General features: G+C 61.0%; 18 protein-coding genes and 1 pseudogene. 11 read left to right on the forward strand and 8 right to left on the reverse strand.

Annotated features, from left to right (window positions below):
- The first annotated feature begins 25 nt into the window (after window positions 1-25).
- From SLW74_RS21765 to SLW74_RS21775, 3 genes are all read left to right on the forward strand, one after another.
- Window positions 26-607 (forward strand): CGNR zinc finger domain-containing protein, encoded by a 582-nt coding sequence (locus tag SLW74_RS21765; RefSeq protein ID WP_410930075.1) that lies wholly within the window; start codon window positions 26-28, stop codon window positions 605-607.
- 185 nt (window positions 608-792) lie between these two features.
- Window positions 793-1,338: a glutathione peroxidase gene (locus SLW74_RS21770; RefSeq protein ID WP_192131551.1), complete on the forward strand. Its 546-nt coding sequence runs from the start codon at window positions 793-795 to the stop codon at window positions 1,336-1,338.
- A gap of 3 nt (window positions 1,339-1,341) precedes the next feature.
- The gene (locus SLW74_RS21775; RefSeq protein WP_410930076.1) at window positions 1,342-1,950 is read left to right on the forward strand and encodes a dTMP kinase; all 609 of its coding nucleotides are present in this window, start codon (window positions 1,342-1,344) and stop codon (window positions 1,948-1,950) included.
- 146 nt (window positions 1,951-2,096) lie between these two features.
- Here SLW74_RS21775 and SLW74_RS21780 read toward each other — a convergent pair whose 3' ends face one another.
- On the reverse strand, window positions 2,097-3,236 hold the full coding sequence (locus tag SLW74_RS21780; RefSeq protein ID WP_192174678.1) for a glutathione-independent formaldehyde dehydrogenase: 1,140 nt from the start codon (window positions 3,234-3,236) through the stop codon (window positions 2,097-2,099).
- Window positions 3,237-3,591: 355 nt separating this feature from the next.
- Entirely contained in the window at window positions 3,592-5,838 is a 2,247-nt protein-coding gene (locus tag SLW74_RS21785; protein WP_410930077.1) for a putative bifunctional diguanylate cyclase/phosphodiesterase, read from the reverse strand.
- A gap of 564 nt (window positions 5,839-6,402) precedes the next feature.
- On the opposite strand from SLW74_RS21785, the gene SLW74_RS21790 reads away from it, so the two are divergent.
- Window positions 6,403-8,169, forward strand: a complete 1,767-nt coding sequence (locus SLW74_RS21790) for a PAS domain-containing protein (protein WP_410930078.1) — start codon at window positions 6,403-6,405, stop codon at window positions 8,167-8,169.
- Window positions 8,166-9,659: a chemotaxis protein CheW gene (locus SLW74_RS21795; RefSeq protein ID WP_410930079.1), complete on the forward strand. Its 1,494-nt coding sequence runs from the start codon at window positions 8,166-8,168 to the stop codon at window positions 9,657-9,659. The genes SLW74_RS21790 and SLW74_RS21795 overlap by 4 nt, the downstream gene beginning before the upstream one ends.
- A gap of 27 nt (window positions 9,660-9,686) precedes the next feature.
- Here SLW74_RS21795 and SLW74_RS21800 read toward each other — a convergent pair whose 3' ends face one another.
- Together SLW74_RS21800 and baeS are read right to left on the reverse strand one after the other, a co-directional pair.
- Window positions 9,687-10,370: a response regulator gene (locus tag SLW74_RS21800; RefSeq protein ID WP_065991678.1), complete on the reverse strand. Its 684-nt coding sequence runs from the start codon at window positions 10,368-10,370 to the stop codon at window positions 9,687-9,689.
- 3 nt (window positions 10,371-10,373) lie between these two features.
- Window positions 10,374-11,759 (reverse strand): sensor histidine kinase efflux regulator BaeS, encoded by a 1,386-nt coding sequence (baeS, locus tag SLW74_RS21805; RefSeq protein ID WP_410930080.1) that lies wholly within the window; start codon window positions 11,757-11,759, stop codon window positions 10,374-10,376.
- Window positions 11,760-11,902: 143 nt separating this feature from the next.
- Between baeS and SLW74_RS21810 the strand changes: the two genes are divergently transcribed.
- The 4 genes and pseudogenes from SLW74_RS21810 to SLW74_RS21825 all read left to right on the forward strand — a co-directional run bounded on the left by SLW74_RS21810 (window position 11,903) and on the right by SLW74_RS21825 (window position 18,423).
- Window positions 11,903-13,087: an efflux RND transporter periplasmic adaptor subunit gene (locus tag SLW74_RS21810; protein WP_410930081.1), complete on the forward strand. Its 1,185-nt coding sequence runs from the start codon at window positions 11,903-11,905 to the stop codon at window positions 13,085-13,087.
- 2 nt (window positions 13,088-13,089) lie between these two features.
- Window positions 13,090-16,224, forward strand: coding sequence for an efflux RND transporter permease subunit (locus SLW74_RS21815; RefSeq protein ID WP_410930082.1), 3,135 nt, complete (start codon window positions 13,090-13,092; stop codon window positions 16,222-16,224).
- Window positions 16,221-17,614, forward strand: a pseudogene (locus SLW74_RS21820) (efflux transporter outer membrane subunit). The gene SLW74_RS21815 and the pseudogene SLW74_RS21820 overlap by 4 nt, the downstream one beginning before the upstream one ends.
- A 107-nt stretch (window positions 17,615-17,721) precedes the next feature.
- The gene (locus SLW74_RS21825) at window positions 17,722-18,423 is read left to right on the forward strand and encodes a VacJ family lipoprotein (protein ID WP_410930083.1); all 702 of its coding nucleotides are present in this window, start codon (window positions 17,722-17,724) and stop codon (window positions 18,421-18,423) included.
- A gap of 104 nt (window positions 18,424-18,527) precedes the next feature.
- Here SLW74_RS21825 and SLW74_RS21830 read toward each other — a convergent pair whose 3' ends face one another.
- A complete protein-coding gene (locus tag SLW74_RS21830; protein WP_410930084.1) occupies window positions 18,528-19,766 on the reverse strand; it encodes an acyl-CoA dehydrogenase family protein in 1,239 nt (412 codons plus the stop codon).
- Between the two features lie 399 nt (window positions 19,767-20,165).
- Between SLW74_RS21830 and sfnG the strand changes: the two genes are divergently transcribed.
- Complete coding sequence (sfnG, locus tag SLW74_RS21835) at window positions 20,166-21,266, forward strand: dimethylsulfone monooxygenase SfnG (RefSeq protein ID WP_410930085.1); 1,101 nt, start codon at window positions 20,166-20,168, stop codon at window positions 21,264-21,266.
- On the opposite strand, the gene SLW74_RS21840 is transcribed toward sfnG, so the two are convergent.
- Entirely contained in the window at window positions 21,231-22,514 is a 1,284-nt protein-coding gene (locus tag SLW74_RS21840; RefSeq protein WP_083233217.1) for an MFS transporter, read from the reverse strand. The genes sfnG and SLW74_RS21840 overlap by 36 nt on opposite strands.
- Before the next feature lie 135 nt (window positions 22,515-22,649).
- On the opposite strand from SLW74_RS21840, the gene SLW74_RS21845 reads away from it, so the two are divergent.
- Window positions 22,650-23,108, forward strand: coding sequence for a winged helix-turn-helix transcriptional regulator (locus SLW74_RS21845; RefSeq protein ID WP_065991686.1), 459 nt, complete (start codon window positions 22,650-22,652; stop codon window positions 23,106-23,108).
- Window positions 23,109-23,204: 96 nt separating this feature from the next.
- On the opposite strand, the gene SLW74_RS21850 is transcribed toward SLW74_RS21845, so the two are convergent.
- Both SLW74_RS21850 and SLW74_RS21855 read right to left on the reverse strand, forming a co-directional pair.
- Window positions 23,205-24,785, reverse strand: coding sequence for an aldehyde dehydrogenase (NADP(+)) (locus SLW74_RS21850; protein ID WP_410930086.1), 1,581 nt, complete (start codon window positions 24,783-24,785; stop codon window positions 23,205-23,207).
- A 107-nt stretch (window positions 24,786-24,892) separates the two neighbouring features.
- Window positions 24,893-26,449: a UxaA family hydrolase gene (locus SLW74_RS21855; RefSeq protein ID WP_410930087.1), complete on the reverse strand. Its 1,557-nt coding sequence runs from the start codon at window positions 26,447-26,449 to the stop codon at window positions 24,893-24,895.
- Between the last annotated feature and the right edge of the window lie 42 nt (window positions 26,450-26,491).

A 26,491-nucleotide genomic window follows, 5' to 3' on the forward strand; every position in this document is an offset into this window, starting at 1 on the left:
GACGGTCTTTGCAACAGGAGCGGGCATGCAGACTCAGAATCAAGCAGCACCGGGCGATCTCGAATGCGTTCGGCGCTTTATCAATACCTGGTCGATTCCCAACCAGACGCGTGTGGAGACGGACGAACTGCCGCAGCTATGCCATAACGCCGGGCGATGGCGCGACGAGCTTTCGCTTCGTCCCCCGGCCGCCAGCGATACGCTGGACAGACTGCTGACGTTGCGCTCGGACCTGCGCAAGTCCTGCGAGGGTCTGGATGACGGGGGGCATTTGCTTAACGCCTGGTTCTCGCGCGTGGCTCTGTCAGTGCAGGTCAAGTCGGTGAAGGGCGTGCCGCAGATAGTGGTGATGCCGGCCGACGACAGCTGCAGCGCCCACCTATTGGCGGCGGTGGCCAATGCCCTTTCATCAGGGACATGGTCTCGACTCAAGACCTGTGGCGATTGCCGTTGGGCTTTCTATGACAACACTCGCAACGTCAGTAAACGCTGGTGTGGGATGACCAAGGGCGGCGCGGAGGGCAGGGCGTGCGGGACAATTGCCAAGGTCAGCGCCTTCAGGGCGCGCGCTGCGGCGAAAAAGAGCCCGGTAGCGGACAGCGGCTAGCGGCCAGCCTGGCCTGGATGAGAACGCTTGAACTGCAGGACCTGGCTCTTTCAGAGTGGGCAGACGATCGGCCAACGCCTCGCAAAACATGACCGAATCATCGGCCGCATGCTTTAAGGTGTCCCTGAAGGCCGACCGATGAGGGTTGGCCCCAGACACGTCAAACCAACAAACAGGAGCCACCCATGACCGATTCTCTGTACGACATTCCCCTCAAGCAAATCGATGGCACGCCAGCCAATCTGGGCCAGTACAAGGGCAAAGTGCTGCTGGTGGTGAACGTGGCCTCCAAATGCGGGCTGACGCCGCAATACGAAGGGCTTGAAAGCCTTTACCAGGGCAAGAAGGACGCCGGACTTGAAGTGTTGGGCTTTCCGGCCAACAACTTCAAGGAGCAGGAGCCTGGCAGTGACAGCGACATTCAGTCCTTTTGCTCCACCACTTATGACGTGCACTTCCCGCTGTTCTCGAAGATCTCCGTCGCCGGCGACGACACCCATCCGCTCTACCGCGAACTGACCGCCGCCCAGCCCGCAGCCACCGGCGACGGACCGTTCCGTGAACGCCTCAAGGGCTACGGCATCGAAAGCGGCGCAGGCACCGACGTGCTGTGGAACTTCGAGAAATTCCTGATCGGGCGAGACGGCAAGGTGATTGGCCGCTTTGCGCCGGATGTGACCGCAGATGATCCACGGCTGACCGCGGCCATTGACGAAGCCCTTGCTGTTTGAAGCATGAATCGTCCGCTGTTCGTTTCGCTGGATGGGCCAAAGGGTGTCGGTAAAACCACTCTGCTGGAAGCCATCACCCAATCACTGAGGGCTGATAAGCACAAAGTGATCCGGCTGAGCGAAAGCAAAAGTGACCCTCACCGGCGTGAAACCATGGCCCTGGTTAACCAACTGGTCAGAGGGCCGGACCGGGATCTGGAGTGGGAGGTGTGCAAGCGTCTGGCCGCCAGCCGTGGCTGGATTTCACGGCACGTGCTGACCAGACAGCCACCTGACAGCATCGTCCTGATCGACCGCTGGTACCCGTCCGATGCCGCGTTTCGCCGGACCGTCCCGTTTGCGGACATCCTGCAGTTGAACATCGACCAGGAGGTGCAGGTACCGGATTTGCACGTCGGGGTCGTGACGGCGGCCGAGGTTTCATGGGCGAGGGCAGCCGCACGACGGCGTGGGTTGAGCAGCACGGTGATTCACAGGTTGGAGGAGCACGCGGCTTGCACTGAGGCGTTTGAGCGGGCGGTCTCTGATAACGGCTGGGTTTTGTGTCGAAACGAAGGGCGGATCGAAGACGCGACGATGCAGGTGGTCGCCGAGATACGCGAGGTGCTGTGATTTGCTTTGCCGTGGAAGGAACCGGGCTAAATGCCTCACATACGGCACGTTCCGGGCCTGTAAACGCAGTTCGGGACCGAAGGAGAAAATCCCCTCCGGTCCCGATCGCCTGTCAACGCGTGACGTCGACGGATTACCCGGCAGCGTTACGCCGAAGGCTTGAGCACCACTTTGGTCCAGCCGTCGTCGCGCTGATCAAAGTGCTTGTAGGCGTCCGGACCTTCGGACAGCTTCAGGCTATGGGAGATGATCTGCGACGGCTTGGCACGGTCGTGGTGAATCAGCTCGGCGAGGCGACGGTTGTACGCCTTGACGTTGGCCTGGCCGGTACGGATCTGCTGACCCTTGAACCAGAAGGAGCCGAAGTCGAAGGCCATTTTGCCTTCCTTCGCCAGATCGCTCGCAGCGTTCGGGTCCTGCGGCACGAAGACACCCACGACACCGATACCGCCGGTGGGCTTGGTGGACGCCACCAGGTTGTTCATGGTTTCGTGATTGGCTTCATGGCCGTGCTTGTCGCAGCACTGATAACCCACGCATTCGCAGCCACGGTCCGTGCCTTTGCCGTTGGTCAGGTTCATGATCTGCTCAACCGCCTGGGTCTGTGCCGTGTTGATCGGCGTGGCGCCCAGTTTGGCTGCCAGGGCGAGACGGTCTGGGTGGTTGTCGACCACAAAGACTTGTGAGGCACCTTTGATCATCGCGGCATGGGCCGCCATCAGGCCGACCGGGCCTGCGCCGTAAATGGCGATGCTTTCACCTGGCAACAGGCCGGACAATTCAGTCGCGTGCCAGCCGGTAGGCAGGATGTCCGACAGCATGACGTAGTCGTCTTCTTTCTCCTTGGCATCTTCAGGCAGCACCAGGCAGTTGAAGTCGCCATACGGCACGCGCAGCAGTTCGGCCTGGCCGCCCTCGTAAGGCCCCATCTCGGCAAAACCATACGCGCCCCCAGCACTGCCGGGGTTGACGGTCAGGCAGTAGCCGGTGAGACCACGCTCGCAGTTTTCGCAGAACCCACAGCCGATATTGAACGGCAGGCAGACCATATCGCCCACTTTCACGCGATCGACCGCGGCGCCCACTTCGATGACTTCACCCAGGTTCTCGTGACCCAGAATCCGGCCCGTTTCGAAGCTGGTGCGGCCTTCGTACATGTGCAGGTCGGAACCGCAGATATTGGTCGTGGTAATGCGGACCAGGACATCGGTCGCTTTTTCGATTTTGGCATCGGGAACGTTCTGAACGCTCACGTCGTAAGGACCGTTGTAAATAATGGCTTTCATGGGTTCTCCAGAAGAATGAGGTGCAGATAGGGACATATATGCGCCAGATTTAGTACGACCGTGCCGGCCTGTCGTTCAAAGAGATTGGCCGGGAGTGACGAACGGTAAATGCTGGCAAAAGGCTCTGTGACGGGGTTTGTGGCCAGTCGCTGGCCACAAACATCACGGCGTCTATGCAAGCCGTGGCAGGTCCAACAGGGTGAGCTCGGTCTCCCCACCTGGCGTTGAAACCCTGCTGCGGGTCGACGGCGGTGTGGTCGACGACACCGGGTGAGCCGCCTGAGCGATTGTGCGGCTGAAACCGGTCCTGTGCAGACAGACTGCCGGCACTCAGGAGGTCAGCGCCGGCGCCTGGTCATCGCCTGCTCGCAACCAGCAATGCCAGAACTTCCTCGGGAAGCACCGGTGGGCTGAGCAGAAAACCCTGAGCATAAGGGCAGTCCAGCTCCCTGAGCTGGTCGAGTTGGCCGAGGGTTTCGACGCCCTCGGCAACAATTGCCAGGTCCAGCGCCTCGCCCAGGGACAGGATACTTTTGACGATGGCGACGCTGCGCTCATGTTTCATCATGCGCGTGACGAATGACCGATCGATCTTGATGGCGTCGATGGGGTAGCGGTCGATGTAGCCCAGGGAGCTGTAGCCGGTGCCGAAATCGTCCAGCGCAATCCGGATGCCCTGGGCGCGAAGGTCTTCGAGGGTCTTGGCGACCATCTCCGGTTCATGCAGGAACACTGACTCGGTGATCTCGATCTGCAAGGCACGGGCATCGAACCCGGTCTCTGCGATGATCTCGGCGACCTGAAGGGCGAAGTCTTTGCGGTTGAGCTCGACCCCTGACACGTTGACGTTCAGCTTGATACCGCCCGAACCGGTGGCGGTAGCCCACTTCTTGACCTCGCGACAGGCGTTGCGCATGACCCACTGACCCAGATTGCAAATGACGCCAATGTCTTCGGCGACGCTGATGAACACATCAGGGGCGACAATCCCCAGGGTCGGGTGGCGCCACCTGACCAATGCTTCAACGCCCACTATCGTTTCAGTGGTGATGGAGAAGATCGGCTGGTAGACCAGATAGAACTCGTCCCGGGTTATCGCGTGCTTGAGCGCATTCTGCATCACCAGCAGGTCAATCGAGGCCTGGCGCATCGAGAGGTCGAAGACGGCCCAGCTGCCACGGCCTTTCTTCTTGGCGGCGTACATGGCCACGTCCGCATCACGGATCAGGTCTTCGGCGGTGGTGTGCTGAACGTCCAGCGTCGCAATGCCAATGCTGCAGGAGATAAAGAGCTGTTGCCCGTCGATGGCGGTCGGCAGGCTCAGGGCGTGGGTCACGCGCTTGGCCGTCTCGATGGCCTGTTCCTGATGGCCTTCGTCGGTCAGCAGGATCGCGAACTCGTCGCCACCGATGCGGGCGATCACCGCCGAGGGATCAATGCACTCGCTCAGGCGTTCTGCAACGCTCTTGAGCAAGATGTCGCCCGCATGATGCCCCATACCGTCGTTGACGTATTTGAATCGGTCCAGATCCAGGTACACCACCGTGGCCGCGCCGGGTTGATCGGCGTTCCCCTTGCTCAAGGCCGAATGGATGCGGGCCATGAAATAGCCGCGGTTCTTGAGCCTCGTCAACTCGTCGTGGAACGCTGCGTAGGACAGTTCGTCCTGAATGCGCTCCCGCTCGATCAGCCGTGACTCGAGCGCCACGCGCTCCTCACGATCAAGCTGGGCCTGGCGAAAATTCTGCTCTGCGTCTTTACGTTCTGTGATGTCGCGCTGCACGGAAACCCAATGGGTGAACCAGCCTTTCTCGTTGGCGACCGGTACGATACTGAGCTGCACCCAGAACTTGGTGCCGTCACGACGGGTGTTGATCAGCTCGACCTCGACGGGATCCCAGCGCTGCAGCGCGTCCCTGATCTGCTGAAGCGTGGCGCGGTCAGTCTCGGCGCACTGCAGAATCCGGGGCGTCTTCCCCATGACTTCTTCCAGGCTGAACCCGGTGGTGGTGAGGAACGCCGGATTGCAATACACGATGCGCGGGCCGGGCAGATCGATGGGTTCGGCTTCGGTAATCAGGATGGCGTCCTTCGCGTTGACCACCACCGACTCCAGCAAGCGCAGGCGCTCGATGACCGCTGATCCGCCAGCCGCCTGTGTCGGGGTCAACTTGAGGGAGTCGTAGAGATCGGCCGCATGGGTCTGCACGCCATAGATGTGCGCGGCGCTGAGACGCTTGTGGGGAAGGGGGATCGTCATCAAGACCGCGCCGGTCAGGGCGGCGTTGCCATCGCGAATGGCGACGCAGACCAGCGACTCGTTGACCACGCGATCCAGCCCGGCAGGCAGCGCGGCATCAGCGGGCATGGCCTCGCCAACGTCGACGACGTCGCCGTAGGACAACACCATCTTCAGCCATCCACCGGTGATTTCGTCTGCGCGCACCTCCGGTGCCGTGCCGTAGGTCGCCACGGTGCGCCACTGCTCTTGGTCTCGCACGATCAGAATGGCGCCGGTCGCCCCGGTCAGGTGGGAAGCCGCGTCCAGGAAATGACCCAACACTTCATGATTCTTCAAACCGAGATGAGCCTTGCCGGCCATATGCATTACCTGAAAGAGGGACGATGTACCAGGTGGACATTCGACACGCGTAGAGATCGGGAACCAGTAGCAGCCGCGCAGTAGAGCGTGTGCACCTGGCGCCGGTTAGCACTTTCGGTATCGGCGTGGCGACGAAGTTCAACAGGACCCTGTGGCAAACAATCTGCGCGAAATGAGGAAAGGACCAAGGGGTGGCCACTCCGCGATTTCACTATGACATCATCGAAGGTGGGCTCGATGGAAAATATCGCTCCATACGTGGTTGCAGCGAAGACACTACCACGCGCTGGACAGCTAAACGCTCCGTCTTTGGGACGGTCTTGTCATCCGCGACGAAGGTTCAAACCTATACAGCATTAAATAAATGTACAACCCTCGCTAAAGTTCATGGCATCCGCTGCCGATCGAATATCTGAAACGTTTAATCCAAGGCGAGCACCCGTAAGTCCGGCCTGAGCGCGCCTCTGTCCGAGGCGTTTCGCGGATAAAAAACAGTGGTCGCCTAACGCTTTTCAGGGAAGGAGCCCCGCCCACTCAACATCATTTAGCTAGCGGACCTGCGCCATGAACAATAAATCCAATGCCACTGCAGAACTCGCCCAAACCGGCGCCGACCTGAACTCTCTGCTGAGCGCGATTGACCGCTCCCAAGCCGTCATCGAATTCGATCTGCAGGGCAATGTGCTGTACGCCAACCAGAATTTTCTCGACTGCATGGGCTACGACCTCGATGAAATTCGCGGGCGCCATCACCGGCTGTTTTGCATGCCCGACTATGCGACCAGCAAGGAATACCTGATGTTCTGGGAGAAGCTGGGCACCGGCAAATTTGACGCCGGCCAGTACCAGCGTCAGGCCAAGGACGGGCGCCAGATCTGGCTGCAGGCCACTTACAATCCGGTGATGGACAACAACGGCAAGCCATTCAAGATCGTCAAATTCGCCAGCGACGTCACTGAAGTGCGCAATCGCAATGCCGAGTGGGAAAGCAAAATCGAGGCGATCGAGCGCTCCCAGGCGTTGATCGAGTTCTCCCCTGACGGCTATGTATTGACCGCCAACAGCAAGTTTCTCTCGGCCATGGGCTACACGCTGGATGAAGTCGTGGGCCAGCACCACCGCATGTTTTGTGAGCCGGAATACGCAGCTTCTCTGGTGTACCGCGAATTTTGGGAGAAGCTGGGCAGAGGCGAGTACGACTCCAACGAGTACAAGCGGCTGAGCAAAGACGGTCGGGATGTCTGGATTCAAGCGTCCTATAACCCGATTCTCGATGCCCAGGGCCAGACCTACAAGATCGTCAAGTTCGCCACCGATGTGACCGAGACCAAACTTCGCACGATGGAGCACGAAGGCAAGGTCAACGCCATTAACCGCGCCCAGGGCGTGATCGAGTTCGACCTGAGCGGCAATATCCTCTCGGCCAACGCTAACTTTCTGGATCTGGTGGGGTACCGGATGGAGGAATTGAAGAACCGCCACCATTCGCTGTTTTGCGAACCCGAGTACGTCAAAACCACGCCTTACCGGGAATTCTGGGGCGCACTCAGCAGCGGCAAATTCTTCACCGGGCGCTTCATGCGCATCAGCAAGTACGGCCAGAAAATCTGGATTCAAGCGACCTATAACCCGGTGTTCAACGCGACGGGGCAACCCTACAAGGTGGTCAAGTTCGCCACCGATATTACCGCTCAGGTCGAGCTGGAAGAAGCCATTGAAGCCAAGACCCAGGCGATGGATGAGTCAGTCACCCGTCTGATGGACGCCATTGCCGAAGTGGTCAAAACCACCGGCGACGCCAACGATCAGGCACGCATTACCCAGGATGAAGCTCAGCGTGGTTCCCAGACCCTCAACGAGGCGTCCGCAGCGATGGACACCATCGGCAAATCGGCTGAGGACATCCAGGAAATCATTGAGGTGATCAGTACCATCGCCGGTCAGACCAACATGCTCGCGTTCAACGCCGCGATTGAAGCGGCACGGGCGGGTGAACATGGTCTGGGCTTTTCAGTGGTGGCCGATGAGGTGCGCAAGCTGGCTGAAAAGTCTTCCCACGCCACCACCAAAATCAACAAATTGATCCAGGAGACGGTTCGCCGCATCAATTCCGGCAGCGAGATCTCCCGCAGCGCGGGCAGTGCGTTCGAGCGGATCGTGGCCGGGGTCGAAAAGACCAATGGTGCGATGAGTACCATCGGTGCCGCCACGCAGGAACAGCATCACCTGGCTGAGCGGGTATCGGAACTGATCGGCGAGCTCAACCGTATCAAGCTGGCGACCGGGTTGGGCAAGGGCTTGAGCGCCCCGGGCCAGGTTGAAAGCCTATGAGCGAGGCCCTTGCGTTTGGGGTAGTCAGGCTGGGCGGGCTGGAAGTCGCGATTGACGCCCAGGCACTGGAGCAGGTGATCAACTGGCCCGCGCGGCTGCAGCCTCATCCGCTGCAGGGCGGCGCCTTGCTTGGCATGTTCAGCCTGCGCGGCAAGGCCCTGCCACTGATTGAGCTGCGGTCGTTGCTGGGTGCGCATGACGTCTCCTGCCATGATCCGTTGGAGATGGTTGCCATCGTCAACCATCAAGGCCGGCGCCTGGGCATTGCGGTCAGCGGCGTCAGTGACGTGATGAAAGTCGAAGTGCGAAACCTGTGCCGTCTCGGCGGCGAGGGCACCGCGGTCGCGCTGCTGCCAGAACTCGTGCTGGTGGAAAATGAGCGAATGATTTACCGGCTCGACCTGGACGCGCTGTGCGGTTTGCCCCAGGTGTTGACTGCGCAGTCCAGGGACGTCTGCGACACGGTGGAGGTTCAGGATCCGTCCCGGGAGCTGCATCACTTGCTGTTGTTTGAGTGCGAAGGAAAGCGCTATGCGCTGGACGCGAGGGCGATTACCGAGCTGGTGGACCGCCCGGACATGCTGCCAAGCAAATTGGGTGGGGATTATTGCCTGGGCGTCGTCAACCGCCGTGGCATTGATGTGCCTGCCTTGAGCCTGAACCGGGTACTGGGCATTGATTCCCCGGCGACGGCGCAGGCGGCCCAGAACCAGAACCAGTTGCTGGTGTTGACTTCGCGAGAAGGCTATCGCATCGGGCTGGTGTACGACCGGATGATTTCGATTGTGCGCAAGCGTGCTCACGAAATCCTGCCGTTGCCCCGCTATGGGTTACGGGAGCCGGGCCTGTTTGCCGGCGTTGTCGGGCTGGAGAACGGAGAGCAGGCGTTGTTGCTTGAGTACCGCGAGTTGCTCGAGCGCAAGGAGACGCTCAGTTTCGCCAGGATCTATCAGACCAGCCCGTCCAGCCAGGACGCGCCGGGTTCTCGTCTCATGCAGATGAACCAGACCTGCCTGGTGTTCCAGGCGGCCCAGCCGTTCGTGGTGCCCCTTGATCAAGTGCTGGAAATCCTCGACATGCCCGAGCACTTCGTGCGGTTTGCGCAAGAAGAGACGCATCTGCTGGGCAGTTTCAATTTGCGCTGCGAGCAGATCCCGCTGGTTTGCCTGAGCAGCTTGATTGAAGGCACAACACCTCCCGGCAATACGCTGGAGCGGGTGCTGCTGGTCAAGGGCGAACGTCATAGCTTCGGGCTGGTGGTCAACCGGACCGACTCCATCGAAACCTTCACCCATCCGGCCTCCGAGCACCCCGAGGGTTGGGAGCACGGCGCAAGCATCCGGGGTTCAGTCAATGACCGCATGCGCAGCCTGGTGAGTATCGGCAAGGGTGATCAGGTCCGCTGGATGACGCTGATCAATCTGAGCAACATCGTCAGAGGGTTGGAGATGACCGGGACTGAGGTGCAGACCCAGCGCCTCGCGGGGTAAGCCAGGGGCATTTGCCTCGCTGACGCTTCACGCATCAGTGAGCTGAAACCGGTAGCCCACGCCATACAACGATTCAATGGGCGTCTCACCAGGGCAGGCCTGCTCCAGCTTGCGCCGCAGGTTGCGTATATGGCTGTCCACCGTACGGTCAGTCACTACGCGGTGGTCGGAGTAGAGCTTGTCGAGCAGTTGATCCCGGGAAAAGACCCGGCCGGCCGAACGCGCAAACGTGCTGAGCAACCGCAGTTCAAGGCGTGTCAGGTCCAGCTCGACACCATTGAGTGACGCGCGGTGTTGTGCGTCATCAATGATCAGCCGCGGCGCAGCGCCGGTCAGCAGTTGCGGGCCGCGGCGCAGGATGGCCTTGACCCGGGCCACCACCTCGCGGGGGCTGAACGGCTTGCAGATATAGTCGTCCGCGCCCAGGTCAAGGCCCCGGAGGCGGTCCACTTCTTCGACGCGAGCGGTGATCATGATGATCGGCACGGCGCTGAAACCGCGCAGGTCCTGGCAGACCTGCATACCGTCGCGCCCGGGCAGCATCAGGTCGAGCAGAATCAAGCGCGGTGTCTGGGCGCGCACGGTCGGCACCACTTGCAAGCCGTTGTCCAGGCATCGGGTCGGGTAGCCCGCGGCGATCAAATAATCCTGCAGCAATGCGGCCAGTTTCGGTTCGTCTTCAACGATCAGGATCGGGCAGTCGTCGGTCATGGTTCAGATATTCCGTGGCAGATGCAGGGTCAGCCAAAGCCCACCAAGGGGCGAGTGAGCGGCGCTGAGGCTGCCGCCGTGGGCGAGGGCGATGCTGTGACAGATCGCCAGCCCCAGGCCGGCCCCGCCACTTGTACGGGCGCGGGACGATTCGCCCCGATAGAAACGTTCGAACAGGCGCGGCAGCTGCTCGTCCGACACCCCGGGACCGGAGTTCAGGAATTCGATGCATACGTTGTCGCGATCAAGGACGGCCCGGATGTGGATCAGCCCGTTCGGGTCGGTGTAGCGCACGGTGTTTTCCAGCAGGTTGGAAAACAGTTGCTGCAGGCGATTGGCATCGGCCGACAGTTCCAGGGGCTGGGACGGCAGGTCCAGTTCAACGCGCAAGTGCCGGGCGTTCAAGCGCTCCTGAAACATCGACACGCTGTCCTGCAACAGTTGATCGAGTGCGCAGGGCTGTTTTCGGTAGGTCAGCGCGCCGACATCCGCCAGGGACAGCTCGTATAAGTCGTCCACCAGTTTGCTGAGCATGCTGACCTCACCCTGCAATGACTTCATCGACCCCTGGTTGAGGGTGCGTACGCCATCTTCGATGGCCTCCAGCTCACCCCGCAATACCGACAGCGGGGTGCGCAACTCGTGGGACACATCCGCCATGAACTCGCGGCGCATCTGTTCGTTGCGTTCCAGGGTGTAGGCGAGCTGATTGAAGTCACGGGCCAGTTGGCCAACCTCGTCATTGGACGCCACCGCCACCCGCCCGCTGTAATCGCCGCTGGCCAGGCGATGCGTGGCGGCGGCCACCCGCTTGACCGGCTCCAGCAGTGTGCGCGCGATCCACCAGGCAATCAGCATCGCCAGCAGCAGCGAAAAGGCCCCCATGACCAGGCTGGTGCGCAACTGGTATTGCTGGAACCGTTCGCCGCCGGCTTCCGTCACGCTCTGGAACGGGGTAACGGCCAGCCAGCCGACGGTTTCATCCGCCACCACGATCGGGCGTAACAGGGCGTCGTTGCCGATGTCCGGGTAGCCGTTCACGCGTTTTTTGTGTTGATCCAGCAACGCGATGCGAAACAGCGCGCCCGTCAGGTCCGAGGCCAGGGGTGTGCGCAAGTCGTTCTTCGACGGATCCTCGCCGAGTTCCGGCCGCATGATGTCAAACCAGCGGTCCGGCTGGTTGCGCAGGAATTCCCAGTTCCCCTCACGGGCGTAGGCACTGGCCAGGCGCGGTAACACCGGCGCCATGCGGTCCAGCGCCTGCTCATTGAGATAGCCCAGAAAGCCCCGCCCGAAACTCCAGCTCGTCGCCAGGCCCATGCTCAGGATGACCAGCAGCACGCCAGCCAGTACGGCGATAAACAGCTTGGTGGAGATGCTCAACTTCATGGAGGCCGGCCGGTAAGAAGGGATGGGGCATTTAGGCCCTGACGAAAGAAAGATTCAAGCCGGCCGGGCAATCTTCAATTTTCCTGCACATTTGCCTTGCACGATGGCGCCGACTCAAGCCATTCCGTCTTGCAGAGGCAGCTATGTCGACGAAAATACTCGCCAAATTCCTGGTAACCGCCGCGGTTCTCCTGGCCCTGATCATTCTGGTTATCCTGGGCGGTTGCTCCGGCGGCGAACCTGCCCCTGAAGCGGTGATCCCGAAAGTCTCGGTGATCACCATCCAACCCCAGAGCCAGGTGCTGACCACCGAGCTGGCGGGGCGCACCCAGGCCTTCATGGTGGCGCAGATTCGTCCGCAGGTCGGTGGCATCGTCCAGCGGCGCCTGTTTGTCGAGGGCGCGGATGTGAAGGCCGGACAACCGCTGTACCAACTGGATCCGGCAACCTATACCGCCGCGCTGGCCCAGGCTCAGGCAAGTCTGGCCAAGTACCGAGCCACGCTCAACTCAGCCCAGGCCACGGCCAGGCGCAACGCCGGGCTGGTCAAAATCAACGCCATCAGCCAGCAAGACAACGAAGACGCTCAGGCGACCTTGCTGACGGCGGCCGCCGACGTAAAAGTCGCCGAGGCCGAAGTCCAGACCGCCCGGATCAATCTGGCTTACACCCGTATCACCTCGCCGGTCAGCGGCCGGATTGAAACCTCCACCGTGACCCCGGGGGCTTTGGTGGTGGCCAATCAGGACAGCGCATTGACCACGGTGCAGCAACTCGATCCGATCTATGTGGATGTGACTCAGTCGACCACCGAACTGCTGCGGCTCAAGCGTGACCTGGCCAGCGGCGCATTACAGTCCACTGGCGAGGGCGAGGCACGCATCAGCCTGACACTCGACGATGGCAGCACCTACACCCACGAGGGGCGGCTCAAGGTTAGCGGCGTCAGTGTCAACGAGGGCACGGGCACCGTCACCCTTCGGGCTGAATTCGCCAACCCGGATCACCTGCTGTTGCCGGGCATGTATGTCCGTGGGGTGCTGGAGCAGGCGCGCAATGACCAGGCCATTCTGGTGCCGCAGAAAGCCGTGAACCGCAGCGCCAGCGGCGTGACCACGGCGTTGCTGGTGGTGGACGGCAAGGTGCAACAGCGCGAGCTGACCATCGATCGGGCCGTGGGTAATCAGTGGTGGGTCACGGGCGGCTTGAAGGCGGGTGATCAATTGATCGTCGAAGGCGGGCAAAAAGTGCGTGCCGGTGCCGCCGTCCAGGTGCAGGACGCGAGTGATCAGGCAGCCACACCGTCCACCCCCGTGAAGGAGGGTTGAACGTGGCGCACTTTTTCATTGATCGACCGATTTTCGCCTGGGTCATCGCCATCGTGATCATGCTCGGCGGCGGCCTGTCCATCAGCCAGTTGCCCCTTGAGCAATACCCGGACATCGCGCCGCCCACCGTCAAGATTTCCGCCACGTACACCGGGGCCTCGGCCAAGACCGTGGAAGACTCGGTGACCCAGGTCATCGAGCAGCAAATGAAGGGGCTGGATAACCTGACCTACATGTCGGCCACCAGCAGTTCGGCCGGCAGCGCCAGCATCAGTTTGACCTTTACCGCCGGCACCGACCCGGATGTCGCCCAGATGCAGGTGCAGAACAAGCTGCAACAAGCCGAATCAAGACTGCCGCAAACGGTGCAAAGCGAAGGGCTGACGGTGACCAAGGGCGGCTCGGACTTTTTGATGATTGTCGCGCTGGCGTCGGCCGATCCCAGTGTCACGGGCACCCAGATCGGTGATTACATCTCCACCACCTTGCTGGACTCGATCAGCCGGATAGACGGTGTCGGCGACGTGCAGACGCTGGGATCAGGCTACGCCATGCGTATCTGGCTGGATCCTGCGCTGCTGGAAAAATATGCGCTGATGCCTTCGGACGTCAGCAGTGCCCTGGAGGCGCAGAACACTGAAGTCTCCGCCGGCCAGCTTGGTGCCTTGCCGGCGATCAAGGGGCAGCAGTTGAACGCAACCATCAGCGCTCGCAGCAAACTGCAAACCGTCGAAGAGTTTCGCAACGTGGTGGTCAAGTCCGACAGCGATGGGGCCGTGGTCCTGCTGGGCGACGTCGCGACCCTGGAGTTGGGCAGTGAAAGCTACGACATCAGTACGGCGCTCAATGGCAAGCCCGCTGCGGCCATGGGCGTGCAACTGGCGGCAGGCGCCAACGCGCTGAGCGTCGGCGAGGCGGTCAAGGCCAAGCTTCAGGAAAGGGAGCCGTTCTACCCCACAGAAATGCAGCTCAAGAACGTGATTGCCTACGACACCACGCCCTTTGTGAGCCTGTCCATCGAGGAGGTGGTCAAGGCCCTGGGCGAGGCGATCGTGCTGGTGGTGTTGATCATGTTTCTGTTCCTGCAGAACCTGCGCGCCACGCTGATACCGGCGATTACCGTGCCGGTGGTGCTGTTGGGCACTTTCGGCGTGTTGTCGCTGTTCGGCTACTCGATCAACACCCTGACCATGTTCGCCATGGTCCTGGCGATCGGCTTGCTGGTGGACGACGCCATCGTGGTGGTGGAAAACGTCGAGCGGTTGATGGGCGAGGGGATGTCGCCCATGGCGGCCACGCGACAATCGATGAGTGAAATCAGCAGTGCACTGGTCGGCATTACCCTGGTGCTGAGTGCGGTGTTCATCCCCATGGCGTTTTTCGGCGGCTCCACCGGGATTATCTATCGGCAGTTTTCCGTGACGATCGTCTCGGCCATGGTTCTCTCGGTGTTGGTGGCCATGACCCTGACCCCCGCGTTGTGCGCTTCGCTGCTCAAAGCGCACGACGGTAAGACGCCGGGTGCTCAGCGAGGGTTCTTCGGCTGGTTCAACCGCACCTTTGAACGGGCCAGTGCCGGTTATGAGCGCTGGGTCGGTGTGGTGTTGCGGCGGTGGGGGCGCAGCTTGCTTCTCTATGGGCTGGTGCTGGTGGTCATGGCAGTGGGCTACATGAATCTGGCCACCTCGTTCCTGCCGGACGAAGACCAGGGAATTCTGCTGGCACAGATCCAGTTGCCGGTAGGCGCGACGGACAGCCGTACGCAAAGCGTGATCAAGCAATTCGAGGACTACATTCTCAAACAGCCCGAAGTCGAATCGATGATCAGCATCAGCGGGCTGGGCATGGGCGGTAACAGCCAGAATACCGCGCGGGCCTTTATCCGCCTCAAGGACTGGGCCGAGCGTGGCAGCTCCGGCCAGGATGCGGCCTCGATTGCCCAGCGGGCGACCATGGCGCTGTCCAGCATCGGTGATGCCGACGCATTCGTCATGCAGCCTCCAACGGTGCGCGGCCTGGGTCAGAGCTCGGGCTTCGACCTGCAACTCAAGGACCTTGGCGGTCTCGGCCATGATGCGTTAGTGGCGGCTCGGGAAAAGTTGCTTGAGCTGGCCCGAAAGGACCCGCGCCTGCAGGGGGTTCGCAGCAATGGCCTGGACGATGCGCCGCAGCTGAAGATCAGCATCGACGACCGCAAGGCTGGCGCCATGAGCCTGAGCACCAGCGACATCAACGCCACCTTGTCGACGGCCTTGGGCGGTACGTATGTGAACGACTTTCTCAACCAGGGCCGAGTGAAAAAAGTCTATGTGCAGGGGCAGGCCTCCTCACGCATGCAGGCGGCGGACCTTGATCATTGGTTTGTCCGCAACAGCAACGGCGAAATGGTGCCGTTCTCATCGTTTGCCAGCAGCGCGTGGAGTTACGGCTCGCCGTTGCTGGAGCGCTACAACGGTAATGCGTCCCTGGAAATCGTCGGCGATCCCGCGCCAGGGGTCAGTTCCGGGGACGCGATGAACGCGGTGCAAGCCATCGTCGGGCAATTGCCCCAAGGCATCGGCTACGAGTGGACCGGGCAGTCCTATCAACTGCGGCTGTCCGGCTCCCAGGCACCGCTGCTCTACGGGATCTCCGTGTTGTTTGTGTTCCTGTGCCTGGCCGCGCTCTACGAGAGCTGGTCGGTGCCGTTTTCGGTGATTCTGGTGGTGCCCCTGGGGGTGATCGGTGCAGTGCTGGCGACCCGTGTCGCCGGGTTGAGCAACGACGTGTATTTCCAGGTGGGTCTCTTGACCACCGTGGGGCTGGCGGCGAAAAACGCGATCCTCATCGTTGAGTTCGCCAAGCACCTGCAAGAGCAGGGCAACAGCGTGATCGACGCCACGCTGATCGCGGTGCGGCAACGCCTGCGGCCGATCCTGATGACATCCCTGGCGTTCATGTTCGGCGTGTTGCCACTGGCCTTGAGTACCGGCGCAGGCTCCGCCGGGCGTCAGGCCATCGGCACGGGCGTGCTGGGCGGCATGTTCAGCGCCACGGCGCTGGGCATCTTCTTTGTACCGCTGTTCTTTTTGCTGATTCGCCGCCGTTTTGGCCGCGTACGCAACGCTAACCAATCTGCCCCGACAGGTGATGCATGATCAAATCACACTGGCCTCTGCTGGCCGCCCTGGCCCTGGGCGGCTGCGTGAATCTGGCGCCGCAGTATGAGCGGCCTGAAGCGCCCGTCTCCGAGCAATGGCTGCCAGCCGCCAGCCTGCCAAAAGGGCAGGTCAGCGCAGACATCAAATGGCAGCAGTTTTCACTGACCGCCGCCTGGCGCAGGTGCAGAGCCTGGCGCTGGTCAATAATCGCGACTTGCGCCTGGCCAGCCTGAACGTCGAAAAGGCCCGCGCGCAATACCGCATCAAGCGCGCGGACCTGTTTCCTGCCATTGACGCAAGCGTCAGCGGCACCCACAGCCGCACGCCGGGAGGGCTGTCCAATTCCGGCTCTGCGGTCACCACCCACGATTACAGCGCTGAACTGGGGCTGAGCAGTTATGAGCTGGACGTGTTTGGCCGGGTACGCAACCTGCGTGACGAAGCGCTGGAAGACTACCTGGCGCTGACGGAGACCCGGCGCAGCACGCAGATCAGCCTGGTGGCCGAGGTCGCCACGGCCTGGCTGACGTTGGCCGCCGACAACGAACGGTTGCTGTTGGCCCAGGAAACCCTCACCAGCCAGTTGGCCACCTACGACCTGACCCAGCGCAGCTATGCCTTGGGCGGGTCTGCGGAGTTGGCCGTGGCCCAGGCCCAGACCACGGTCGAAACGGCACGGGGCGATGTGGCCTTCTATGAGAGCGAGATTCTGCAGGACCGCAACGCCTTGCGCCTGTTGGTGGGCAGTGATGTGCCTGAAGCGCTCCCGCCGGGTACGCACCTGGAGTCGGCGGCGGTGTTGGTGGACATTCCGCCGGGCTTGCCCTCCAGCCTGTTGCAACAACGCCCGGATGTGTTGTCGGCGGAGCACACGCTCAGGGCCGCCAACATCGATATTGGCGCGGCCCGTGCGGCGTTCTACCCCAGCATCAGCCTGACCGCCAGCGCCGGCTCATCCAGCGCTGCGCTGGCCGGCCTGTTTAAAGCCGGCAGCGGCGCCTGGACCTTCGCGCCGAGTATCAGCGTGCCCATTTTCAACGGGGGCAGTCACCGCGCGACCCTGGATTCGGCCAAGGTCGAACGTGACATCCAGGTGCAGACCTATCAGCAAACCCTGCAGACCGCGTTCCGTGAAGTGGCTGACGCGCTGGCCGTGCGCAGTACCCTGGATCGCCGTATCGCCGCGCAACAGGCGCTGACCGACGCCAGCCGCAAAAGCTTCGAACTCTCGGATGCGCTGTATCGCGGTGGCTCGAAAAGCTACCTCGAAGCCCTGGATGCACAACGCTCGCTCTACAGCGCCCAGCAAGACCTGATCACGCTGCGCCTGACCGAGCAGAGCAACCGCATCACCTTATACAAAGTGCTGGGGGGCGGCTGGTACTGAAGGTGACGGCGAAACCCCGCTGCCACGTGCCCACACACACAACAACCGCAGCGATGGAACGGCCTGCGCACCACAAATCGGGTTACTTCACTCACTGGGGAATAAATATGTGCGCTTTTCGTTCCGCACTCAGCCGTCGCCTTCAAGGGCTCACCTGCGCCTGCCTGATCACCGTTTCACCGCTTTGCCATGCGGATCCGGAAACGGACCCATGGGAAGGTTTCAACCGGCCTGTGTTTTCGTTCAACGACACCCTGGACACGTATGCGCTGAAACCCCTGGCTCAAGCGTACCAATTCGTCACCCCGCACCTTGTCCGGGACGGGATTCACAACGTGTTGAACAATCTGGGTGAGGTGAAAAATCTGGCCAACCATCTGCTGCAAGCCCGGTTTCACAGCGCCGGCGTTGATACGAGTCGATTTTTGTTCAACAGCACGATTGGCCTGGCGGGCTTGATCGACGTTGCAACGCCGATGGGCTTGCCTCGCAGTGACGAGGACTTTGGCCAAACCCTCGGTCGCTGGGGTGTCGCGAGCGGCCCGTACCTGGTGCTGCCGTTGCTGGGGCCGAGCACACTGCGCGATGCACCGGCGATTCTCCCCGATGCCTACGCCAACCCGATTCGCTACATCGGCGACGTCCCAACGCGTAATAGCCTGTATGGCGCGAGCATCATCGACGGACGGGCTCAATACCTGAAGTCTGAAAAGCTCATCACCGGCGACAAGTACAACTTCATCCGAAGCGTCTATCTGCAAACCCGAGCGTTCAAGATCAACGGGGGAGAGGTGCAGGATGACTTTTGATCCGCTGGACGACCCGCAAAACGGCGCCTGCCACGATGAGGCACCGCGACGGGCTTGCCAGATTTAAGGCCAGGGATCGAAATCCCTGGCTGGGAACAACCCTTTCAACTGGCCTTGGGCTCTCCCTGACCGATTTGCCAGACATAGGGTGGCTCGGTGCCGTTGATACTCCAGTCACCGACGATCTTGGCCTTGTAAATAAGCGGGTTATGGGACGCGACGGTCCGCGCATTACGCCAGTGTCGATCCAGGGCTTTATTGACGCTGATGCCTGAGGCGCCAAGCGCATTGAACAGGTCGGTAGCGGCTCGCAGAATCAGGTCAGAGACGACGACCTGTGCTTTTGCCGTTTCGATTTCCGCTGCAATGTTCGCCGTTCGCTCCGCCTCGGCATTCCCCGAAAAGCGAGCCTCGTAGGCTTGCTGCAACGGCCTTGCAGAGCGAAGGGTGGTTGCCTGTGCAGCGTAGACCTGCGCGGAAATCTGACCGACCACCTGTTGGATCTGAACATCGGCGCTCACGCGGCTGGCATTGCCGTGGCTGTAAACACGTGTGCGCTCGCGGATCTGCTGGGTAATGTCGCGTTCTATCGCCCGGCCTGTGCCCGCCAATACGGCGAGCAACACCAGTTGGTAGAACGCGGTTTGATAGTTGAAACGGTTTTCAAAGGGGATGATGTGTGTAGCCGGAACCGGCACGTTATTGAACACTGTGGTCCCGCTGCCGGTAGTGCGTTGTCCAAAACCGTCCCAATCATCACTGTGTTGTACGCCGGCATGACGGGCATCCACGACCGCAATCACGTCCGCCCCAGTGTCGGAACGCTGCGCGTACACATCGATCCAGTCAGAAAACAGACTGCCGGTGCTGTAGTATTTTTTGCCGTTTAAAAGAAACTGCGCTCCGTCCGGAGTCGCTTTGGTGATGACTTCACCGAGCTTTACATCGCCTGTTTCTGTCCAGGCGTTACCCACTAAATCGCCTTCAACGAAGCGCCGGAACCATGTGTCGCGTTCGGCCGTCGGGGGCGAATTCAGTTGATCTTCTACGAAGGCAAAGTGGCCGCGCAGGGACTGCGGAATATTGGAGTCGGCTTCGGCCAGTTCGATCAGCAACTGGAACAGTTGCTCAACAGAAGCGCCGGCGCCGCCATATTCCTTGGGCACTCGGATGGCACCGAACCCGGCCTGTTTGAGCCACTTGATGGGCTCGTATGGGAGAGTACGAGCGTTTTCTCGCTCAACGGTGCCCGCTGCAATGTGCTGGAACAACGGCCGAAAACGATTGGCGAGTGCTTCGTAGTCGGTGCCCAGAGAAAGCGGATTGTTTGGCGTGTCAGGCATGGGAACTCCCGTGATGATGAAAGCCGCTCGGTGGTAACGGCGTTAAATACATCCGATGTGCATGCACCATGCCGAAACATAAATGGCCGAGTAATCGCGGTGAATCCGTTGAATCCACGGACGCTGCTGTTGATGCATCAACAGTTGTGCTGTTTCGCTGGCTGCCCCGCGACACCTTTTCACGGCGTGCGGTAAAGACAACTGTTTGCGTGGAAACACCTGTTCAGCAAAACGTTGTTTGCCAGACGTCGAATAAAGACATGGCCCGGTCGTAACCTATTGAAAAGGCAGGGTATAAACAGCTGGCACAGTTGCTGCTATTTCCTCATCAGGCAGGTAGACACACCGTACTTGGCGACCACGCCGGGCGGCTTCCTTGCTCTATTTGGAGATAGGCAGATGAGTCAGAACACAATTAAATTCGCTTACTGGGTACCTAACGTCAGCGGCGGTTTGATCGTCAGTAAAATCGAGCAGCGCACTGACTGGGGCATCGAGTACAACCGCAAGCTGGCGCAGATTGCTGAAAAGTCGGGCTTTGAGTACGGGCTCACGCAAATCCGTTTCACAGCCGGCTACGGCGCCGACAACCAGCATGAGTCCGTTGCGTTCAGCCATGCGTTGTTGGCGGCGACCGAGAAACTCAAGGTGATCGCCGCCATCCTCCCCGGGCCCTGGACGCCCGCCGTCGTTGCCAAGCAGCTGGCGACGATCGATCAACTCACGGCCGGCCGTGTGGCGATCAACATTGTCAGTGGCTGGTTCAAAGGTGAATTCCAAGCCATTGGCGAACCATGGCTCGAGCATGACGAGCGCTACCGTCGTTCGGAAGAGTTCATCCAGGCGTTGAAAGGCATCTGGACAACCGACAATTTCACCTTCAAAGGCGATTTCTATCGCTTCCACAATTACACGCTGCGTCCGAAACCCATTCAGCAACCCCACCCTGAAATCTTTCAGGGCGGCAGCTCCCGCGCCGCCCGCGACATGGCTGCACGCGTCTCCGACTGGTACTTCACCAATGGCAACACGGTAGAAGGCATCAAGGCGCAGGTGGATGATATTCGCGCGAAGGCAGCGGCCAACGGGCATTCGGTCAAGATCGGCGTGAACGCTTTCATCATCGCTCGCGAAACCGAAGAGCAAGCGCGCGCGGTGCTTCAGGAAATCATCGATCAGGCTGATCCTGAAGCGGTGAATGCGTTCGGCGATGCGGCAAAACAGGCCGGCAAGGCCAGCCCTGAAGGCGAGGGCAATTGGGCCAAATCCACGTTTGAAGACCTGGTCCAATACAACGACGGGTTTAAAACGAATCTGATTGGGACGCCGAAACAGATTGCCGAGCGCATTGTGGCGTTGAAAGCCGTGGGCGTGGACCTGGTGCTCTCTGCCTTTCTGCACTTTCAGGAGGAAGTGGCGTATTTCGGTGAACACGTACTGCCGCTGGTACGGGAGCTGGAAGCGTCAGATCACACTGTTTCTGTGGCTCAAAGCGCTTGAGGTACGGGTCACAAACCACACAATCAGCGCAGCGGCGCTGATGCAGGCGCCCAGCAGGCTCACGGCAGACCATCCCCAGCGCGCATAAGCCTGGGTTGCAGCCACCGCGCCTGATGCGCTGCCTATCGAGTAGAAACACATGTACGCCCCGACCACTCGACTTTGAGCATCGGGGCGCGCCGCGAAGATCAGGTTCTGACTGGTGACATGGACTGCCTGGACGGCGAAGTCGAGCAGGATCACGCCGCAGACGAAGGCCAGCAGTGACGTCTGCGCAAAGCTGATGGGTAGCCAGGAAAACGTCAGCACGCCCAGCGCAACGCCGGTGACTCGTTGCCCCAGCCCCTGATCGGCCCAGCGTCCTGCCCGTCTGGCGGCCAGCGCACCTGCCACTCCGGCCAGACCGAACAGGCCAATGACCGTGTGCGAAAGCGAGAGCGGCGGGGCGCTCAAGGGCAGCACCATCGCCGTCCACAACACAGAAAACGCCGCGAAGATGAGCAGCGCCAGCACCCCGCGTATCCTCAACACAGGCTCACTGATCACCAGCTTGAAAACCGACCCGATCAGGTTCAGGTAGGTGCCTGAGCCGCGGGGCGATGGGGAGTCAGGCAAGCCTTGCCACAGCACTGCGCAGAGCGTGAGCATCAAGCCCGAGGACACGAAATACACCGCACGCCAGCCCGCCAGGTCCGCAACGAGGCCTGAGGCAAAACGCGCCATAAGAATCCCCAGCACAATGCCGCTGGTGACCGTGCCAACGATCTGCCCCCGTTGTGACGGCGCGGCAAGGACGGCGGCATAGGCGACCAGCACCTGAACCACCACGGCCATCAAACCCACGACGATCAAGGCCCCCAGTAGCGCCAGCCACGACGGCGCCGCGCCGACTGCTGCAAGCGCAATGGCCGATATGGCTGTCTGACCCAGCACCAGTCTTTTGCGGTTGACCCGATCACCCAATGGGACGATGAGCAGCAAACCCAGTGCATAACCGGCCTGAGTCGCCGTGACGACGACGCCGATCAGTCCTGCGTCAACGGCCAGACTGTAGGCCATGGCGTCGAGCAGGGGCTGGGCGAAATAAACATTGGCAACCGCCAGCGCACAGGTGACCGATAACAAAAGCGTGAGCCACGGCGACAGCGCCGGTTCTTGGGGGATGACGTCCGGACTTCTGTGCGGCCTGGATGGCGGTGGACAAGATGGGGACAGTCGTCCCAGTCTCGAATCAGTACCCTCTGTCATAACCCGCTCCTTGCCGGTAGACTGGTTGCAATCTGCAACCTGCTTGGATTCTGGCTTAATCCTGTTTTAGTTTGCAACCAGATTTTTCAGGTGTTGCGCAGGGCTCCACATGACTCACGGCTCGGAAGGTTAAAAATGCTCGACCACGATTCCTCACACCGTCACGAGTGCCCGGTTGCCAGAGCATCGGAGGTCATCGGTGACCGATGGTCGTTGCTCATCGTCCGCGATGCGTTCGACGATATTCGTCGATTCAGCGAGTTTCAAAAGAGCCTGGGCGTGGCCAAGAATATTCTGGCTGCGCGCTTGAAGGCGTTGGTCGAGGTCGGGGTGTTCGAGATTTGCCCGGCGTCCGATGGCAGCGCCTACAAGGAATACGTCCTCACCGAAAAAGGACGTGAACTATTTCCGATCGTGGTCAGCCTGCGTCAGTGGGGCGAACGTTTTCAGTTTGCACCCCATGAAACCCGCTCAGTGCTGGTGGACAACGCAACCGGTCAGCCGGTGATGAGGATGGCGGTTCAATCTGCGAGTGGCGAGACGCTTGGGCCAGCGGATTGCCATCGCATCAGAGTCACGCCTGACGATGTTTGAATCTTGAAAACAGCGCGTGGCACCATCAGCTGGGCTGAATCGCTGACAGAAACCGCCCGAATCAGGCGGTTTTTCACTGCTCCCACGGCTTGACCGTCAAAGCGGCCCATTCGTATGTTGCCCATCCACCAGCCGCTGAATCCCCAGCGGGTTAGCGTCTTGCAGCGCAGGGGGCAGCAAAGCATCGGGGTAATTCTGGAAGCACACCGGGCGCAGGAAGCGGTCAATGGCCAATGTCCCCACCGACGTCCCGCGCGCGTCTGACGTCGCCGGGTACGGGCCGCCATGCACCATGGTCTCGGTGACTTCCACCCCCGTCGGATAGCCATTCAACAGAATCCGGCCGACTTTTTCCTGCAAAAACTCGGTCAGCCAGCGGTATTCCAGCAGCTCACCCGCTTCGCCGAGGACGGTGGCCGTCAACTGCCCGCGCAGGCCATTGAGTGCTGCGGCCAGTTGCGCCTGGTCGGCAACTTCAATAACGATCGTGGCCGGCCCGAATACCTCTTCCTGGAGCAATTCGTCACCCTTGAGCAGCAAGCTGACGTCGGCTTTGAACAACTGCGGTTGGGCTTGTTTACCCTGTTGCGGACGTCCCGCCAGATGCTTCACCCCCGGGTGCGCGAGCAAATGTTGCAGCCCCTTGCTGTAGCTGGCGAGGGCGCCGACATTGAGCATGGTCTGCGCCGGTTGATCGTTCATCTGTGCGGTGAAGCGCTCCAGGAACGCCGTGAAATCGGCCGACTGCACGCCGATGATCAGCCCGGGGTTGGTGCAAAACTGCCCGCAACCCAGGGTCACCGAGGCAGCGAGCTCGTTGGCGAGGGTGTCGCCACGCACCTTAAGGGCCTGGGGGAGAATGATCACCGGGTTGATGCTCGACATCTCGGCGAATACCGGAATCGGCTGGGCACGCTCCGCCGCCATCTTGCACAAGGCGTTGCCGCCTTTGAGAGAACCGGTGAACCCCACGGCTTGAATCGACGGATGCTTGACCAGCCACTCGCCGACGCCCCCGCCATAGATCATGTTGAACACACCGTCGGGCATACCGGTGCGCGCCGCGGCACGCATGATCGCGTCCGCCACCCATTCGGCGGTGGCCATGTGGCCGCTGTGGGCTTTGAACACCACCGGGCAGCCCGCCGCCAGGGCGGATGCGGTATCGCCACCGGCAGTGGAAAACGCCAGCGGGAAGTTGCTCGCACCGAACACGGCCACCGGACCCAGCGCGATCCGGAACTGACGCAAATCGGGGCGGGGCAGGGGTTTACGATCCGGCAGGGCGCGATCAATGCGTGCCCCGTAAAAGTCACCGCGCCGCAGCACGTTGGCGAACAGGCGCATTTGCCCGCTGGTGCGACCACGCTCGCCCTGGATACGCCCGGCAGGCAACGCCGTCTCACGGCAGACAGTGCTGACAAAATCGTCGCCCAAGGCATCCAGCTCGTCGGCGATGGTGTCGAGAAATTCGGCGCGGCACGAGGCGGGCAGATTGCGGTAAATCGGGTAGGCACTAGCGGCCGCCTTGGCCGCCGCGTCGACTTCGTCTTGCGTCGCCTGGATGAAATGACCTGGGAGGGCCTCGTCTGTGGTCGCATTGAAGCTTTGCAACTGCACACTGCCGGCGCCGAGTCGCTGTCCACCGATGTAGTTCAGACCGAGAATCTGAGTCATGTCAGGGCTCCTGATTGATTGAGTAAATGTCGGGACTCCCGCTGAGCCAAGCGGCTCCCCATCGTGCCGGACGACGGAAGCCGGAGTGCCGGAGTGAATGAAAGGTCTTAGGTGATCGCCCCGATCTGCCACGGCACGAACTCGTTCTGGCCGTAGCCATGCTGTTCGCTTTTACTTTTGTCACCCGAGGCGATGCGCAGCATCATGCGGAAGATGTAGTCACCGCGTTCCTCAATGGTCATGGTGCCGTCGGCAATCCCGCCGCAGTTGACGTCCATGTCTTCTTCCTGCGTTTCCCACAGACTTGTGTTGGTGGCGAGCTTGATGGACGGCGAGGGCGCACAGCCATACGCCGAACCGCGCCCCGTGGTGAAGGCAATCAGGTTGGCCCCGCCCGCGACCTGGCCGGTGGCAGAGATCGGGTCGTAGCCCGGGGTGTCCATGAACACCAGGCCGTGTGCCCTGACGGTTTCAGCGTATTCGTAGACATCCACCAGATCGGTGGAGCCTGCCTTGGCGACGGCACCCAGAGATTTCTCCAGAATAGTGGTCAAGCCTCCGGCCTTGTTGCCCGCAGAAGGATTGTTGTTGAGCTCGGCGTCCATACGCTTGCAGTAGGCTTCCCACCAGTGGATACGGGCGATGAGTTTCTCTCCGACGTTCTGGCTGACGGCGCGGCGGGTCAGCAAGTGCTCGGCGCCGTAGACCTCCGGCGTTTCCGACAGAATCGCGGTGCCGCCGGCCGCCACCAGACGATCGACTGCATTGCCCAATGCAGGATTGGCCGTGATGCCCGAATAACCGTCGGATCCACCGCATTGCAGGCCGATGATCAGGTGTTTGGCGCTGACGGGTTCGCGTTTGACGTTGTTTGCCTCTGCCAGCAGGGACTTCACTTGCGCGATGCCGCTGGCAATGGTTTTCGACGTGCCGCCCGTGCCCTGGATGGTGAAGGTGCGCAGCGAATGGCTGCTGGTCAGGCCCTGGGCCACCAGCAGATCGGGGATCTGATTGGTTTCGCAACCCAGGCCGATCATCAGGACCGAGGCAAAGTTCGGGTGAACGGCATAGCCGCCCAGGGTCCTGCGCAGCATGGCCAGTGCCTCGCCCCCCGGATCGACGGCGCAGCCCACGCCGTGGGTGAGGGCAACGACACCGTCGACATTGGGGTATTCAATCAGCGCCTCAGGGTGAATGTCGCGGCGAAAATAGTCGGCAATCGCCCGCGCCACCGTGGCCGAGCAATTGACCGACGTCAGAATGCCGATGTAATTGCGAGTGGCCACACGGCCATCGGCGCGCACGATGCCCATGAACGTCTCTGCGGTGGGGGCAGGACTGCCTTTTGCGTCGACACCGAACGCGTAGTCCCGAGAGAAATCCCCCATGGCGACGTTGTGGACATGCACGTGCTGTCCCGCTTCGATGGGCTGACTGGCGAAGCCGATGATCTGACCGTAGCGGCGCACAGGCTGGCCCACGTCGATATGACGGGCCGCGACTTTGTGACCGGAAGGCACAGGCTCAAGCACCTCGATACCTTCGGCTTTAAGCACCAGACCTTTGACCAGTGGTTGCCGCGCGATCAGCACATCGTCCAGCGCGTTGAGCCTGATCACGGCATGGGCAGCGGTGTCGCTGCCTGTTGTTGTTATGAGCTGCATGACGATTGCCTCGGTTATTCAGTGAGCGCAATGGGAATGGGG

Source organism: Pseudomonas sp. W5-36 (assembly GCF_046540455.1).
GTDB classification, from domain to species: Bacteria; Pseudomonadota; Gammaproteobacteria; order Pseudomonadales; family Pseudomonadaceae; genus Aquipseudomonas; species Aquipseudomonas graminis_B.

Excerpts from the sequence above, each read along its gene's own strand:
- SLW74_RS21765 (WP_410930075.1), top strand. The coding sequence starts at position 26 with ATGCAGACTCAGAATCAAGCAGCACCGGGCGATCTCGAATGCGTTCGG.
- SLW74_RS21790 (WP_410930078.1), top strand. The coding sequence starts at position 6,403 with ATGAACAATAAATCCAATGCCACTGCAGAACTCGCCCAAACCGGCGCC.
- baeS (WP_410930080.1), bottom strand. The coding sequence starts at position 11,759 with ATGAAGTTGAGCATCTCCACCAAGCTGTTTATCGCCGTACTGGCTGGC.
- SLW74_RS21845 (WP_065991686.1), top strand. The coding sequence starts at position 22,650 with ATGCTCGACCACGATTCCTCACACCGTCACGAGTGCCCGGTTGCCAGA.
- SLW74_RS21775 (WP_410930076.1), top strand. The coding sequence starts at position 1,342 with ATGAATCGTCCGCTGTTCGTTTCGCTGGATGGGCCAAAGGGTGTCGGT.
- SLW74_RS21825 (WP_410930083.1), top strand. The coding sequence starts at position 17,722 with ATGTGCGCTTTTCGTTCCGCACTCAGCCGTCGCCTTCAAGGGCTCACC.
- SLW74_RS21785 (WP_410930077.1), bottom strand. The coding sequence starts at position 5,838 with ATGGCCGGCAAGGCTCATCTCGGTTTGAAGAATCATGAAGTGTTGGGT.
- SLW74_RS21850 (WP_410930086.1), bottom strand. The coding sequence starts at position 24,785 with ATGACTCAGATTCTCGGTCTGAACTACATCGGTGGACAGCGACTCGGC.
- SLW74_RS21830 (WP_410930084.1), bottom strand. The coding sequence starts at position 19,766 with ATGCCTGACACGCCAAACAATCCGCTTTCTCTGGGCACCGACTACGAA.
- SLW74_RS21780 (WP_192174678.1), bottom strand. The coding sequence starts at position 3,236 with ATGAAAGCCATTATTTACAACGGTCCTTACGACGTGAGCGTTCAGAAC.
- SLW74_RS21795 (WP_410930079.1), top strand. The coding sequence starts at position 8,166 with ATGAGCGAGGCCCTTGCGTTTGGGGTAGTCAGGCTGGGCGGGCTGGAA.
- SLW74_RS21840 (WP_083233217.1), bottom strand. The coding sequence starts at position 22,514 with ATGACAGAGGGTACTGATTCGAGACTGGGACGACTGTCCCCATCTTGT.
- SLW74_RS21810 (WP_410930081.1), top strand. The coding sequence starts at position 11,903 with ATGTCGACGAAAATACTCGCCAAATTCCTGGTAACCGCCGCGGTTCTC.
- SLW74_RS21770 (WP_192131551.1), top strand. The coding sequence starts at position 793 with ATGACCGATTCTCTGTACGACATTCCCCTCAAGCAAATCGATGGCACG.
- sfnG (WP_410930085.1), top strand. The coding sequence starts at position 20,166 with ATGAGTCAGAACACAATTAAATTCGCTTACTGGGTACCTAACGTCAGC.
- SLW74_RS21800 (WP_065991678.1), bottom strand. The coding sequence starts at position 10,370 with ATGACCGACGACTGCCCGATCCTGATCGTTGAAGACGAACCGAAACTG.
- SLW74_RS21855 (WP_410930087.1), bottom strand. The coding sequence starts at position 26,449 with ATGCAGCTCATAACAACAACAGGCAGCGACACCGCTGCCCATGCCGTG.